The 14,810-nt window shown below is 55.4% G+C and carries 10 protein-coding genes; 3 read left to right on the top strand and 7 right to left on the bottom strand.

Annotation, left to right across the window (positions count from 1 at the left end):
• Nucleotides 1-46: 46 nt before the first annotated feature.
• The 3 genes from treC to treR form a co-directional block, all read right to left on the bottom strand.
• Nucleotides 47-1,690, bottom strand: a complete 1,644-nt coding sequence (treC, locus tag J1782_RS20125) for an alpha,alpha-phosphotrehalase (RefSeq protein WP_217153796.1) — start codon at nucleotides 1,688-1,690, stop codon at nucleotides 47-49.
• A 22-nt stretch (nucleotides 1,691-1,712) separates the two neighbouring features.
• Complete coding sequence (gene treB, locus J1782_RS20120; protein WP_165058885.1) at nucleotides 1,713-3,131, bottom strand: PTS trehalose transporter subunit IIBC; 1,419 nt, start codon at nucleotides 3,129-3,131, stop codon at nucleotides 1,713-1,715.
• 155 nt (nucleotides 3,132-3,286) lie between these two features.
• Nucleotides 3,287-4,237, bottom strand: a complete 951-nt coding sequence (gene treR / locus J1782_RS20115) for a trehalose operon repressor TreR (RefSeq protein WP_217153795.1) — start codon at nucleotides 4,235-4,237, stop codon at nucleotides 3,287-3,289.
• Nucleotides 4,238-4,602: 365 nt separating this feature from the next.
• Between treR and mgtA the strand changes: the two genes are divergently transcribed.
• Together mgtA and J1782_RS20105 are read left to right on the top strand one after the other, a co-directional pair.
• Complete coding sequence (gene mgtA / locus J1782_RS20110) at nucleotides 4,603-7,305, top strand: magnesium-translocating P-type ATPase (protein WP_217153794.1); 2,703 nt, start codon at nucleotides 4,603-4,605, stop codon at nucleotides 7,303-7,305.
• Between the two features lie 131 nt (nucleotides 7,306-7,436).
• A complete protein-coding gene (locus tag J1782_RS20105; protein WP_217153793.1) occupies nucleotides 7,437-9,839 on the top strand; it encodes a beta-N-acetylhexosaminidase in 2,403 nt (800 codons plus the stop codon).
• Between the two features lie 59 nt (nucleotides 9,840-9,898).
• Here J1782_RS20105 and J1782_RS20100 read toward each other — a convergent pair whose 3' ends face one another.
• From J1782_RS20100 to J1782_RS20085, 4 genes are all read right to left on the bottom strand, one after another.
• Nucleotides 9,899-10,870 (bottom strand): TerC family protein, encoded by a 972-nt coding sequence (locus tag J1782_RS20100; protein ID WP_152325366.1) that lies wholly within the window; start codon nucleotides 10,868-10,870, stop codon nucleotides 9,899-9,901.
• Between the two features lie 294 nt (nucleotides 10,871-11,164).
• Nucleotides 11,165-11,911, bottom strand: coding sequence for a glutamine amidotransferase (locus J1782_RS20095; RefSeq protein ID WP_152325249.1), 747 nt, complete (start codon nucleotides 11,909-11,911; stop codon nucleotides 11,165-11,167).
• Between the two features lie 26 nt (nucleotides 11,912-11,937).
• Nucleotides 11,938-12,924 (bottom strand): Gfo/Idh/MocA family protein, encoded by a 987-nt coding sequence (locus J1782_RS20090; RefSeq protein ID WP_217153792.1) that lies wholly within the window; start codon nucleotides 12,922-12,924, stop codon nucleotides 11,938-11,940.
• Between the two features lie 31 nt (nucleotides 12,925-12,955).
• Nucleotides 12,956-13,462, bottom strand: a complete 507-nt coding sequence (locus J1782_RS20085; RefSeq protein WP_112286754.1) for a M48 family metallopeptidase — start codon at nucleotides 13,460-13,462, stop codon at nucleotides 12,956-12,958.
• A gap of 171 nt (nucleotides 13,463-13,633) precedes the next feature.
• On the opposite strand from J1782_RS20085, the gene rlmG reads away from it, so the two are divergent.
• The gene (rlmG, locus tag J1782_RS20080; RefSeq protein ID WP_152325247.1) at nucleotides 13,634-14,785 is read left to right on the top strand and encodes a 23S rRNA (guanine(1835)-N(2))-methyltransferase RlmG; all 1,152 of its coding nucleotides are present in this window, start codon (nucleotides 13,634-13,636) and stop codon (nucleotides 14,783-14,785) included.
• The last annotated feature ends 25 nt before the right edge of the window (nucleotides 14,786-14,810 follow it).

Below are 14,810 nucleotides of genomic sequence, written 5' to 3'. Positions count from 1 at the left end.
GGGTCAGCCACTGATGTGACTGACCCGACAAAGATGAAAATTCAGATTATTCGAGGAGTTGCCAGCGGCATTCATAAGGACGAAGGCTGCCGGAAACCGGTTCATCACCATAGTTGCTCAGCAGCGTTTTGCCCCCGAAATCGGGTAGACCGGCGGCCTGATTTTCACCGCTCAGATTCGCCATCACCTGCAACGTTTGGCCGTCAGCCTCACGCTTATAGCACCACAACTGCGGATGCTCAGGCAGCAAATCCTGATAATCGCCCTCCGTCAGCACCGGCACGGTTTTGCGCAGCGCGATCAGTTGCTGATAGAGATAGAACACCGAATCTTTATCCGCCAGCGCCTGTTCGGTATTAATATCCTGCGCATTATGGCTGACAGAAATCCACGGCGTGCCGGTGGTAAATCCGGCTTGTTCCCCGGCGTTCCACTGCATCGGTGTGCGGCTGTTATCGCGAGATTTCTTTGCCAGAATTCGCAGCAGCTCTTCGTTGCTGCGCCCGTCGGATTTCAGTTCGGCAAACATATTCAGGCTTTCCACATCGCGGTATTGCTCGAGGTGTTTAAAGCCCGGATTGGTCATGCCGATTTCTTCACCCTGATAGATGTACGGCGTGCCCTGCAAACCGTGCAGCACCATCGCCAGCATTTTTGCGGACGTCGTGCGCAGTGCGCCTTCATCGCCAAAGCGCGAGACAATGCGTGGCTGATCGTGATTACACCAGAACAGCGCGTTCCAGGCGTGGCCGTGCATTCCCTGCTGCCACTCGCGGAAAATCTGCTTGAGCTGCACGAAATCCGGCGGCGCGTCGGTCCATTTTTGCCCGTCATGGTAATCAACTTTCAGGTGATGGAAGTTAAACGTCATCGACAGTTCGCTGCCGTCATTGGCGGCGTACTGGCGGCAATGTTCCAGTTTTGTCGATGACATTTCACCGACTGTCATCAGCCCGAGGGGTGTAAACACATCGCGGCTGAATTCCTGCAAAAACTCATGAATGCGCGGGCCGTCGGTGTAAAAACGGCGGCCATCGCCGGTGTCGTCAGCCGGAAAATCCTGCTGTTTGGAAACCAGATTGATCACATCCAGACGCAAACCGTCGACGCCTTTATCTGCCCAGAACTGGCAGACTTTTTTCAGCGCCTCGCGTACCGGCGGGTATTCCCAGTTAAGATCGGCCTGTTCGGTGGCGAAAAGGTGCAGATAATATTGTCCGCTGGTTTCATGCCACTGCCAGGCGCCGCCACCAAATTTAGAACGCCAGTTATTTGGCGGGCCGCCTTCGGCTGCGCTGTCGCGCCAGATATAAAACGGGCGGAATGCGCTGCCCGGATCCTGTGACTGGCGGAACCACTCGTGGTGAGTCGACGTATGGTTAAACACCATATCCATCACGATGCGGATCCCGCGCTGATGCGCCCCGGCAGTCAGCCGCTCGAAATCGTCCAGCGTGCCGTAAGCCGGGTCAATCGCGCAATAATCTGCTACGTCGTAACCGTTATCAATCTGCGGTGAAAGGTACATCGGCGTCAGCCAAATCGCATCGACGCCCAGCGTTTTCAGGTAATCCAGACGCTGCGTGATGCCGTTAATATCACCGGTGCCGCTGCCCGTGGTGTCCTGAAAACTCTTTGGATAAATCTGGTAAATCACGCCGTTTTTCCACCACGGCAATTCGCTGTTCATTCCATTTTCCTTCTTAAATGTCTTACACCACTGCCAGTTCGCCACGGCGGGCTTTGCGCTGATAAACCAGCACAGTCAGGATAATCGGCACCACAATCGCCACCAGCATCGCCAGCGCGTAGATACTCCAGAACTGTGGCTTGATGGACAAAATGCCCGGCAATCCGCCGACACCAATGCCATTAGCGGTCACGTGGAACAGGCCGCAAATCAGACCGGCAAACGCCGAGCCGATCATCGCGCAGAGCATCGGGAAGCGGTATTTCAGGTTGATCCCGTACATCGCCGGTTCGGTCACGCCAAGGAAGGCGGAAATCGCCGCAGGCACGGAAATCTCACGCTCGTTGTGTTTACGGCTGACAATAATCACGCCGACAACGGCCGCGGCCTGCGCAATGTTGGACAGCGCGATCAGTGGCCAGACCGGGGTTCCGCCCGTGCTTTGTACCATCTGCATGTCGATGGCGAGCGTGGTCTGATGTACACCGGTGATCACCAGCGGCGCATACAGGAAACCAAACAGCGCGGCACCGACTGGCGCGAGGCTGCCGGTCATCACGAATTTCACCGCAAAGGCCACTCCGTCGCCGATCATACGGCCAAACGGTCCGATCAGCGTATGCGCCAGGAAGACGGCAATAATCAGCGATGTAACAGGCACAATCACCAGATACAGGTAATTTGGCACGATGCGTTTCAGGCCATTTTCAATCATCGCCAGCGCCATACCGGCAAGAACGGAAGGAATAACCTGCGCCTGATAACCGACTTTTTCGATGGTGAACCAGCCGAAATTCCACACTTCAGGAATTTGCTGACCGAGGTTGTAGGAGTTCATCAGCTGCGGCGAAACCAGCGTGATCCCCAGTACGATGCCGAGAATTTCCGTTCCGCCCATTTTCTTCACGGTTGACCAGCATACGGCCACCGGCAGGAACATAAACACCGCCTCGCCCAGCAACCACAGGAAGTCGTAAATGGATTGCCAGAGCGGGTGCATCTGCGCCAGCGTCTGCCCGCCGCTCATCGGAATATCGCCGATAACGTTACGGAAACCGAGGATCAGACCGCCGCTGATCAGCGCCGGTAACAGCGGGAAGAAGATTTCAGCGAAATGCGAAATGCTGCGTTCGAACCAGCTCATATTCTGGCGTGCAGCCACTTTCGCCTGTTCTTTGCCGGCTTCGCTTTTGCCGGTGCTGGCGATCAGCACTTTGTAGTAATCGTCCACTTCCGGGCCGATGACGACCTGAAACTGACCGGCGTTGGTGAAGCAACCTTTCACCATCGGCAGGGTTTCGAGGCCCTTCGGATCAGCTTTGGACGGATCATTGAGGACAAAGCGAAGACGCGTGATGCAGTGAGTCACCATGGCGATATTGTCACTGCCGCCCACGAGGGCGATCAGCTGATCAACATCCTGTTGTTTTACCTTACTCATAGGAGGTGGCCTTTTATCGATATGCGTAAATTTGTTGTTGAGGTAGGGAACGGTTCAAGCATAGCGAAGCCGGTGGGAACTTGTCCGGGAACGTTCCCGGTTTTGCCGGGACGATCACAAAGTTTCTGTTATTCAGAAAATCAAAGAGGGGAAAATCAGACGGCGAGCTGGCAGGGAATAATCAGCTGTTGCAGCGTCGCGGAACCGTCGAGCTGCGCCAGAAGCTGCTTCGCGGCGGCTTCTCCACCCGCGCCATAGCCGAGTTCAACCGACAGGGATTGCGGAAATAGAAAATGCAGCAACGGGTTATTCCCGATACCGCAAACCTGTACGTCGCGGATTTGCTGTTGTTGCAGGTATTTCTGCGCACCAATTGCAATGGTGTCGGAGGCGCAAATTACCGCCTGAATATTGCGGCCGAGCAGTTGCGAGATCAGCTCAAAACCGCTCTGATAGGTGAGTTCACCCAGCGCAATGTGCGGCGTGAGATGATGTTCCTGACAAAAAGCCCGGTACGCCTCGCTGCGCCGTTGCCCGGTGGTGGTGTCGTGCGGCGAAACGCCGATAAAGCCAACCGACCGGATAGCCTGCGCCAGCAATTTTTGCATCAGCAGCTGAACCGCGCCCGCATCGTCGTAGCAGACCGAAGACAACCCCGGCATATCGCGCGCCAGCATCACCAGCTTATCTTTCCACGGCGACAGCATTTGCGCGGACAATCCGGTAAAACCAAACAACACCACGCCGTCGATATTACGCTGCTTCAGCACCTGCAAATGCTCTTTCACGCGTTCGGCGCTGAACTGGCTTTCCAGCACAATTGGGTCGTAGCCCTGCTGATAAAACAACGGCAGCATGGCGCGCACCGCCTGATTCTCGGAAGGGGAATCCAGACGCGAAACGATAATTGCCACAATTTTGTCGCTGAAACCGCGCATAGCGCGTGCCGATTTTGACGGGCTGAAATGCTCCTGCTCAATCACCTGCAAAACGCGCTCACGGGTTTGCGGGCTGACATTGCCTTCATTATTCAGCACGCGCGATACCGTGGATTTTCCGACGCCGCTCAGGCGGGCAATGTCATTGATGGTCAGGCGATTTTGCATAGTTATTTAGTATGGTTGTTTGATGAATGATTAATAACTTGATCAGGTTTAATTTTGGTTGCAGTTCACCAGCGTATACTGCGCGAATTATCGAAGGTATATCCACTTATTCCTGATTACCCTAACGGATTTTCCTGCCCGACGGCTATGAATTTCCAAATTGTTCCTTACCGGAGGTGAAAACCTGATGGAACCCGACCCCAACTCAGTAAGTCCGTTGTGATCCGGTAAGCACCCGCCTTTTGCTGCTGCTTGCCGTGACGTTATCTGGTGAGCAGTGGTGCACGTTTTTTCGTTCGCCCTGTTTTTAGAAATCCTTTTGCCATGCTTATGGCGGCTTAGCCGTGGGCGCAACAAAGGTGCGAATGATGTTCAAAAATATAACTTCCCGGTTGCTCGATGCGCTCAGCCGCAACCTTCCGCGTCGTTTAGTTCGTCGCGACCCGATGCTTGAAACCGTTCCAGGCCGCGCCGCACAGGCGGTACCTGCGGCGATGGCCGCGCATTGTCAGGCCTGTGCCCGTGCGACAGAAGACCAGCTTTACCTGCAGTTTGACAGCCATCCTGAAGGGCTGACCGAGCAGGAAGCTGAGGCGATCCGCGAAGTCTCCGGCCTGAATCAGACCGGCGATCAGCAACCTGCGCCGTGGTGGCTGCACCTGTGGCACTGCTACCGCAACCCTTTCAATTTGCTGCTGACCGTCCTCGGCATGGTGTCTTACGCCACCGACGATCTGACCGCCGCGCTGGTCATCGGCGCGATGGTGTTTATCTCGACGTTCATGCACTTCATCCAGGAAGCGCGTTCCAATAAAGCGGCCGATGCGCTGAAAGCGATGGTCAGCAACACCGCGACCGTGCTGCGCAGTGATGCGCAAACCGGCCGCAGTGAAACGGTCGAAATTGCCATCAGCCACCTGGTGCCGGGCGATCTGATTAAGCTGTCGGCGGGCGATATGATCCCGGCGGATTTGCGTATTCTCTCCGCCAAGGATCTGTTTATCAGCCAGGCGGCGCTGACCGGTGAATCCCTGCCGGTGGAAAAACACGCCTGCGAAAAGAAACCCATTGCTAACGATCCGCTTGAACTGAATACCCTGTGCTTCATGGGCACCAACGTGGTGAGCGGCACGGCAATCGCGATGGTGATTGCGACCGGCAACAAAACCTGGTTCGGCCAGCTGGCCGAACGCGTGGTGCAGGAAGATACCCAGCCGAACGCTTTTCAGGCGGGTATCAGCAAAGTCAGCTGGCTGCTGATCCGCTTTATGATGGTGATGACGCCCGTCGTTCTGGTGATCAACGGCTACACCAAAGGCGACTGGTGGGAAGCGGCGCTGTTTGCGCTGTCCGTCGCGGTCGGGCTGACGCCTGAAATGCTGCCGATGATTGTGACGTCCACGCTGGCGAAAGGAGCGGTGAAACTGTCGCGCCAGAAAGTCATCGTCAAACGTCTGGACGCGATCCAGAACTTCGGCGCGATGGACATTCTCTGCACCGACAAAACCGGCACGCTGACGCAGGATAAAATCGTCCTCGAACGCCACACCGACGTGCTTGGCGTGACCAGCGATGACGTGCTGCACCTGGCGTGGCTGAACAGCCATTACCAGACCGGCCTGAAAAATCTGCTCGACGTGGCAGTGCTGGAAGCCGGTGATGCCAGCCAGGCACACAATTCCCTGAAAGTTGATGAAATTCCGTTTGATTTCGACCGCCGCCGTATGTCCGTGGTGGTGGCAGAAAACGACCAGAATCACCGTCTGATTTGTAAAGGCGCGCTGGAAGAAATGTTGTCGATTTGTACCCTGGTGCAGCTCAATGGTGAGATTGTGCCACTGACCGATGTGCTGCTCGGGCGAATTCGCCGTATTACTGACGACCTCAATCAGCAGGGGCTGCGCGTGGTCGCGGTTGCTCATAAAGTCATGCCTTCCCGCACGCAGGGTTACGGCGTGACGGACGAATCCAGCCTGATTCTGGCCGGATATATCGCGTTCCTCGATCCGCCAAAAGAGAGCACTGCTCCGGCGCTGGAAGCCCTGCAACGCAAAGGCGTGACCGTCAAAATTCTTACCGGCGACAACCCGCTGGTGGCGCGTAAAGTCTGCAAAGACGTCGGCTTAAAGGCGGATAACGTACTGACGGGCAGCGATATCGACGAACTCGACGACGTACAGCTGCTGCACGTGGCACGTCAGACCACGGTATTTGCCAAACTGACGCCGATGCACAAAGAACGCATCGTGCGCGTGCTGCGCGGTGAAGGGCATGTGGTCGGATTTATGGGCGATGGCATTAATGATGCACCGGCGCTGCGTGCGGCGGATATCGGTATTTCTGTGGATTCCGCGGTGGATATCGCCAAAGAGGCCGCCGACATTATCCTGCTGGAAAAAAGCCTGATGGTGCTGGAACAGGGCGTGACGGAAGGGCGCAGAACGTTCGCCAACATGCTGAAATACATAAAAATGACCGCCAGTTCTAACTTCGGGAACGTCTTCAGCGTGCTGGTTGCCAGCGCCTTCCTGCCGTTCCTGCCGATGTTGCCGCTGCACCTGTTAATTCAGAACCTGATTTACGATGTGTCTCAGGTGGCGATCCCGTTTGATAACGTCGATGAAGAGCAGCTGGCGAAACCGCAGCGCTGGAACGCCGGGGATATCGGCCGCTTTATGGTGTTCTTCGGGCCGATCAGCTCCGTGTTCGACATTCTGACCTTCAGCCTGATGTGGTGGGTGTTTAAAGCCAATACCGTTGAAGCGCAGACGCTGTTCCAGTCCGGCTGGTTCATTGAAGGGCTGCTTTCACAGACGCTGATTGTGCATATGATCCGCACGCGCAAGGTGCCGTTCATCCAGAGCCGCGCATCCTGGCCGCTGTGCATCATGACGCTGATGGTGGTGATTACCGGTATCGCGCTGATCTACTCGCCGGTCGCCGGATTCCTGCAATTGCAGGCTCTGCCGCTGAGCTACTTCCCGTGGCTTATCGCGATCCTGGCGGGTTACATGGTGCTGACACAGTGCGTGAAAGGCTGGTTTGTGCGCCGTTACGGCTGGCAGTAAAACCTGAGCGGTAACCGGAAGACGGTGATTGTTAACACAGTCACCGTCTTTTTTTATCCGTCGTCTATAGTTATTCCTTTACGTTTCAGCGGGCTATGAAGGCCAGCTTTTATCTTTGAGGAATTTCACCGATGTTATTGCCTTTTCGCCGTACCCTTCTCGTGACTTCATTATTTCTGACCGCCTCCGCTTTCGCTGCTCCGGCAGGGAATCTGCCGCTGATGCCGTGGCCGCAGCAGGTAGAAATAACCTCGCCTGCGGGCAAATTTGTGCTTAACGATGCGCTGCAAATTCAGGTTAAAGGCGACGCACTGATGCCGGAAGTGAGCCACTGGCGCGAGCGCCTGGCGCAGCAAACCGGCTGGTATCTGTTGCCGCAAAATACTGGCAGCGCGGGCGAACATCCCGCAATCAACATTGAGATCAAACAGAAAGTTGCCGCGCAGCCCATGCCGGACAGCGACGAAAGTTACCAGTTAACCGTGACGCCGCAGGGCGCTACGCTCACCGCCAATACCCGTTTCGGTGCGATGCGCGGCATGGAAACGCTGCTACAGCTGGTGCAGAACGACGGTGAAAATACCTTTATTCCGCTGGTTACCGTTCACGATCAGCCGCGCTTTGCCTGGCGTGGCGTTCTGCTCGATTCCGCCCGTCATTTCCTGCCGGTCGCGGATATCAAACGCCAGCTCGACGGCATGGCGGCGGCAAAATTTAACGTCCTGCACTGGCATCTGAGTGACGATCAGGGCTGGCGCTTCGAATCGCAGAAGTATCCAAAATTGCAGGAACTGGCCAGTGACGGGCAGTTTTATACCGTCGCGCAGATGAAAGACGTGGTGGCTTACGCCACGCAGCTTGGGATCCGCGTGGTGCCGGAAATCGACATGCCGGGTCACGCGTCGGCAATTGCGGTGGCGTATCCGGAACTGCTCAGCGCACCGGGGCCGTACCAAATGGAACGATCCTGGGGCGTGCATGAACCGACACTCGATCCGTCCAATGAAAAAGTCTATGCCTTTGCGGATGCCATCGTCGGCGAACTGACGCAGATCTTCCCCGATCCGTATCTGCACATCGGCGGTGATGAAGTGGACGCCACACAGTGGAAAACGTCCAAACCGATCCAGGCATTTATGAAAGAAAAAGGCATCGCTGATACGCACGCGTTGCAGGCGTATTTCAACACCCGGCTCCAGACGATCCTGCACCAGCATCAGCGCAAAATGGTCGGCTGGGACGAAATCTTCCACCCTGATCTGCCGCACGACATTGTGATCCAGTCATGGCAGGGCCCGGATTCCCTCGGAGCCAGCGCGCAGAAAGGTTATCAGGGCATTCTGTCGACCGGCTTCTATCTTGATCAGCCGCACAGCGCCGCGTATCACTATCGCAATGAAATTCTGCCGCAGCCGCTTGGCGTTGATCAGAACGTTGCTGACGGTGAAAAAGCGCAAAGCTGGAAATTCAACATGCCGCGCCTGAAAGGCAAACCGGTGGACGGTAGCTTTACGCTGATTGAAGGTAAAAACGGCTGGCGCGGATTCATCGATTTCACCGGAAAAACCCGCCGTGAGGTGCGCGATATTGTCTGGCAGGACGACGGCAAAGTCAGTTTCGCCGTCGATACCTGGATGGGCGACACGCGCCCGGTGCTGACCCTGAAAGACGGTAAATTCAGCGGCTATTTCATTATTGGTAACGCGCGTTATCCGGTGACCGGTGGCCCGCTCAGCACGGTGCCTGACGGCCAGCCGCCGGTGGTGCCAGACGCTGAAAATATGAAAAATATTCTCGGTGGCGAAGCGGCGCTGTGGCAGGAAAACATCACGTCGCAAATTCTCGATCTGAAACTCTGGCCGCGCGGATTTGTGGTCGCAGAGCGCCTGTGGTCGGCGCAGGACGTCAAAGATACCCGCAACATGTATCAGCGTCTGGCGAAAATCGACGCCTGGTCGGTGGTGTCGGTCGGGCTGCAACAGCACGCCGAGGCGGCGCGGCTGATGACGCGGCTTTCCAACAGCACGGACATTGCACCGTTGCTGAGTTTCTCGACCGCGCTCGAACCGGCGCAGTATTACACCCGCCAGCACATCAAATTCCAGGCCGGACATTACACGCAGGCCGAACCGCTGAACCGTCTGGCGGATGCATTACCGGCGGAAAGCAATGCGGTACGCGAGTTCGCCGCGCAGATCGAAACGCTGGTGGCGGATCCGAAAAATCCGCAGGCAGCTCACGCGGCACGCGGGCAGTTAGAGAACTGGCAACGCAGCGCGGAACAGGTAAAACCGGTGCTGGTGCAAAACTCTGTGCTCAGACCATTGCAGCCGGTGGCGGAACAGCTGGGTGCGCTGTCTTCGCAAGGGCTGGTCTGGCTGGAGAAACTGCAAAAAGGGGAAACGCTGAGTGTGCAGGAACGCCAGCAGGCGCAGGCCGCGCTGGACGATGCCGCCAAAGTGCAGGATGAACTGGTGCTGGCGGTAGTCTATCCGCTGGAGAAATTACTGGGCGCGGTACCGGTTCAGAAGTAATCCCATAAAAAAGCGCGACCGGTGAAGCGGCCGCGCTTTTGTTTTATTCCGCCTGAATCTTACGACTGCGCTTTGTTTTTACGGTCGTTACGACGGTTCACCCAGGTGTTGATGAGCAGGGTGATAATCAGAATCGACGCGATCACACCGAGCGAAATCCCTACCGGAATGTGGAACACATCCAGCAGCAGCATTTTAATACCGATGAAGATCAGGATCACTGCCAGACCGTATTTCAGCATGGAGAAACGTTCCGCCACGCCCGCCAGCAGGAAGTACATTGCACGCAGGCCGAGGATCGCGAACAGGTTAGACGTCAGCACGATGAACGGGTCAGTGGTCACGGCGAAGATGGCCGGAATACTGTCGACCGCGAAAATCACATCGCTGAGTTCAACCATAATCAGCACCAGCAACAGCGGTGTGGCGAACAAGATACCGTTGCGGCGTACGAAGAATTTCTCGCCCTGCAAATCGTCGGTCATACGCATCTTACTGCGCAGCCAGCGGATCATCGGTTTTTCGCCTACTTCGCCGTCATCGTCTTTCGCCAGCGCCATCTTGATACCGGTGAACAACAGGAACGCGCCAAACACGTATAAAATCCAGCTGAATTGCCCCACCAGCCAGCTGCCGGCGAATATCATACCGGTACGCAGAACGATGGCGCCGAGCACGCCGTAAACCAGCACACGGCGTTGCAGGTTAGCCGGGATGGAGAAGTAGCTGAACAGGATCAGCCAGACGAAGACGTTATCCACCGCCAGCGCTTTTTCCAGCAGGTAACCGGTCAGGAACATTGTTGCTTTGGCATCTGCCACTTCGCGGCCAAACTCGCCGTTCAGATACCACCAGAAGCCGAAGTTAAACAGTAATGACAGGCCAATCCACACCAGCGACCACATCGCAGCACTTTTCATGCTCATGGTTTGCGCGCCTTTGCGACCCTGTAACAGCAGGTCGAACGCGAGCATAATTATCACGACCACGGCAAAAGAGCCCCATAACATCGGGTTGCCAACGGAGTTCATCATTGCGGTATCCTCGAAAAAACATCAAAAAAAAACGGCCAGCGTCGGAAGACGTTAGCCGCTCTCTCTGAGCTGTAAGCAAACCTCGCCTTCCGGCAAGGTCTCACTTACAACGAGATGTATTCATGAAGAATACAGATCTGGTTGCCCGGTAACCGGGTGGCTGAGACGACGCTAAGCGCGGGTCCAGACACCGTAATGACGATTATCCGACGAAGAAGTTACTCCCCTTTGCAGCTCGCAAATTAATGCAAAATGTGTCGAATGTCAAACATTCAGAAACATTATGGGTCATTATCCCGCCAGTGCCTGACGCTTACCGAGCGCCCCCACGAAGGAGAGCAGCAGCCCCTGACTGAGCGGCGTTTCGCTAAGTTGCTGAGCCTGATGAGCAAAGTCCACGCGGTCATCTTCTGCAATGGAACCCAGCCAGGACAGATACGTTTTCATCACCGCCAGACTGAACTCCGGATGGAACTGGGTGCTGACTGCATTCGGACCGTAACGCAGGATCTGATGCGGATCATGCTGCGTTTTCGCCAGCACCGTCGCCGTGGCGGGCGGCGTAATGACGGTTTGCAGATGGATCAGATTGGCCGCGAACTGCGCCGGAAGCTGCGACACCAGCGGATCGAGATGTCCCGCAGGCGTCAGCGTGACTTCGTGCGTGCCAACTTCAATGCCCTGCGGATGGTAATCCACCTCGCCGCCCAGCGCATACGCCATCAGCTGATGGCCGTAGCAGGCACCGAACATCGGTAATTCCTGCAACATGCCCAGACGTACCCAGTCGGCGGCTTCTTCGCTCCACGCCAGATGTTCCGTCACCATGCTGCGCGAACCGGTAATGATGGCTCCGCAATAGTTTTCCGGCGGCAGCGGACGTTCGCCCGCCTGCAAATCCACAATCACTACCTGCTGCGGATCGATATCCCCCTGACGGATAAACATCTGCGGGAAGTTATCGTGCGCGCGGCGGATGGGCTCCGGCGCGTGGCCGGTTTGTAAAATCAACAGCGGTTTCTGACCGGGTGCTATCATCTGTTACTCCCGTGACCTGCGGAACATTAAGGCTGATTATCGGCCGGAAACACCACACCGGTCTGACGACGGATTTCCGTCAGCACTTTGGCGGTGATGCGCGAGACTTCCAGCCCCGGGTGCGCGACGAACTGGTTATCGACCAGAATCGCAAAAGTTTCTGCTTCATACAGCATGGTATTGATGTGTTGTGGCTGCGTCAGATCCAGCTTCTGGCCGCCGCGTGGCGTCAGGGTGAGCGTCTGGCATTCTGACAGTTTCTCCATCTGCAACGTTCCTTCTTCGCCCTGAATTTCACTCGGCAGAAGGGAATCACTGATTTTAGAATGGTTAATCACCACTTCGAAATCATCCGCATAAGACAAAATCACCGTGCCCTGACCGTCGACGCCGCTTTCCAGCAGGACGGCGGTGGCGGTCACGGATCCCGGCTCGCCAAACAGCGAAATGGCGCTCGCCAGGCAGTAATAACCGATATCCATAATCGACCCGTTAGAAAACGCCGGGTTGAAAGTATTCGGGTTTTCACCGGCCAGATAGCGCGGATAACGTGATGAATACTGACAGTAATTCAGAATGGCTTTGCGCAGCGTACCGATACGGCTGAGCGCGCCTTTCATGTGCAGGAAATTCGGCAGATAGGCTGTTTTAAACGCTTCGAACAGCACTACGTTATTTTCTTTCGCGCAGGCAATCAGGCTTTCGGCTTCTGCCAGATTTGAGGCCAGCGGTTTCTCGCAAATCACGTGTTTTTTATGGCTGAGAAACAGCAGGGATTGCGGACAGTGCAGGGAATTCGGGCTGGCGATGTAGACGGCATCAATTAAGTCAGACGCGGCCATTTCCTCAAGGGAATCAAAATAATGCTCGACCGGATAATCCTCGCCAAGTTTTTTCGCGCCTTCCAGCGTGCGGGAGTAAATCGCGGTCAGTTTCATCTTACCGCTTTCGTGTGCGGCATCAATGAAACGCTGGGTGATCCAGTTGGTGCCGACGACTGCAAAGCGAATCATATGTATTCCCTATAGATAAGTGGATAATTCATTATTGATATAACTTGCCGAATATTTCGAGATGCGTCAGATACATGCGCGTATCAAATTCTAACTGATGATAGTCCGGCGTCATGTGGCAGCAAAGGCTGTAGAACGCTTTGTTATGTTCTTTTTCTTTCAGGTGCGCGAGTTCGTGAACCACGATCATTTTGAGGAAAGCTTCCGGCGCGCTTTTAAAAACGGTGGCGACGCGAATTTCCGCTTTGGCTTTCAGTTTGCCGCCCTGAATGCGGGAAATCGCCGTATGCAGGCCCAGCGCATGCTTCATCACGTGGATTTTATTGTCATAAGCCACTTTGCTTAACGGCGACGAACTGCGCAAAAACTGGTTTTTCAGGTCCAGCGTATACTGATAGAGCGATTTGTCAGTGGTCAGCTCGTGCGGCTCGGGGTATCGCGTCAGCAACACTTTACCTAAACGTTCCTGTTCGATTAACTGGCGCACCTGAGCCTGAAGATTCTCGGGATAGCCTTGCAGATAGGTCAATTCAGGCATAACTGTTTGCTTTGTCTCTTATTGACGGGGAAAAGATGCCATACCGGTAAGCGGGGTTTTCGTTACGATCGCGCCAGTCCGGCAGATAAACCCCTTTTTAACTGAAAAAACGTTTTACTGATAGACCAAATTAAGGGATAAACAGCGCAAATTGAATATTGAGGAGGGCCAATGAGCCAATTTGAAACCGAAACAGGTGGTCAGTTATTGCAACTGCGTCTGGAACGTTATCCGCTGGAAGAAGCGGCAACGCAGTTGCAGGCATGGGAAGCGGCTGATGAGTATCTGCTGCAAAACCTGAACACCGGCGCGCTCAACGGCCGTCCGCTGCTGATTTTTAACGATGCGTTTGGCACGCTGGCCTGCGCCTTGCAGCCATACAATCCGACCAGCATCAATGATTCTTTCATGAGCCAGCTGGCGATGCGCCATAACCTGCGCATTAACGGTTTTGACGAAGACAGCGTGGCGGCGCAAAGCAGTCTGGTGCCGTTGCCGATCAATCCGGGTCTGGTCATCATCAAAGTGCCAAAAACGCTGGCGCTGCTGGAACAACAACTGCTGGCGCTGCGTGAAGTCGTCACGCCGGACACCCAGATTATCGCCGGTGCCAAAGCCCGTGATATTCACACCTCGACCTTGCAGCTGTTCGAGAAAATCCTCGGCCCGACCAAAACCAGTCTGGCGTGGAAAAAAGCCCGTCTGATCCATTGCGAAGCAACGTTGCCTGCGCAAACCGCTGAACCGGTGATTTCCGAATGGGCGCTGGATGACAGTGAGTTCCGTATCTCCAACCATGCGAACGTGTTCTCACGCGGCGGGCTGGATATCGGCGCGCGCTTCTTCATGCAGCATTTGCCGGAAGGCATCGAAGGCCGCATGGCAGATCTGGGCTGCGGCAACGGCGTAATCGGCATGACCGCGCTGGCGCTGAACCCGGATGCTGAAATGCTGTTCGTCGATGAGTCTTATATGGCGGTGGAATCGAGCCGGATTAACGTCGAAAACAATTTGCCGCAGGATGTCAGCCGTTGTCATTTCGAAGTGAACAACATGCTGGCCGGAGTTGAACGCGAAACCCTTCACGCCGTATTGTGTAACCCGCCGTTCCATCAGGGCACGGTTATCAGCGATGACACCGCGTGGCGCATGTTCTGCGACGCAAAACGTTGTCTGCAAACCGGCGGTGAACTGCGTATCGTGGGCAACCGTCATCTGGATTACTACCAGAAGCTGCGTCGTCTGTTTGGCAACTGCACCACTATCGCCACCAACCAGAAATTCGTGATCCTGCGCGCGGTGAAAACGGCAGCTCAGCACTGATTTAAGTCAGCCCCTATGAAAAAGC

This window comes from Rahnella sp. BCC 1045, assembly GCF_019049615.1.
Lineage (GTDB): Bacteria > Pseudomonadota > Gammaproteobacteria > Enterobacterales > Enterobacteriaceae > Rahnella > Rahnella contaminans.
This window is presented reverse-complemented; position numbering and strand designations above follow the sequence as displayed.

Coding starts and splice junctions, on each gene's coding strand:
- treC (WP_217153796.1), bottom strand. CDS start 1,690: ATGAACAGCGAATTGCCGTGGTGGAAAAACGGCGTGATTTACCAGATT.
- treB (WP_165058885.1), bottom strand. CDS start 3,131: ATGAGTAAGGTAAAACAACAGGATGTTGATCAGCTGATCGCCCTCGTG.
- treR (WP_217153795.1), bottom strand. CDS start 4,237: ATGCAAAATCGCCTGACCATCAATGACATTGCCCGCCTGAGCGGCGTC.
- mgtA (WP_217153794.1), top strand. CDS start 4,603: ATGATGTTCAAAAATATAACTTCCCGGTTGCTCGATGCGCTCAGCCGC.
- J1782_RS20105 (WP_217153793.1), top strand. CDS start 7,437: ATGTTATTGCCTTTTCGCCGTACCCTTCTCGTGACTTCATTATTTCTG.
- J1782_RS20100 (WP_152325366.1), bottom strand. CDS start 10,870: ATGAACTCCGTTGGCAACCCGATGTTATGGGGCTCTTTTGCCGTGGTC.
- J1782_RS20095 (WP_152325249.1), bottom strand. CDS start 11,911: ATGATAGCACCCGGTCAGAAACCGCTGTTGATTTTACAAACCGGCCAC.
- J1782_RS20090 (WP_217153792.1), bottom strand. CDS start 12,924: ATGATTCGCTTTGCAGTCGTCGGCACCAACTGGATCACCCAGCGTTTC.
- J1782_RS20085 (WP_112286754.1), bottom strand. CDS start 13,462: ATGCCTGAATTGACCTATCTGCAAGGCTATCCCGAGAATCTTCAGGCT.
- rlmG (WP_152325247.1), top strand. CDS start 13,634: ATGAGCCAATTTGAAACCGAAACAGGTGGTCAGTTATTGCAACTGCGT.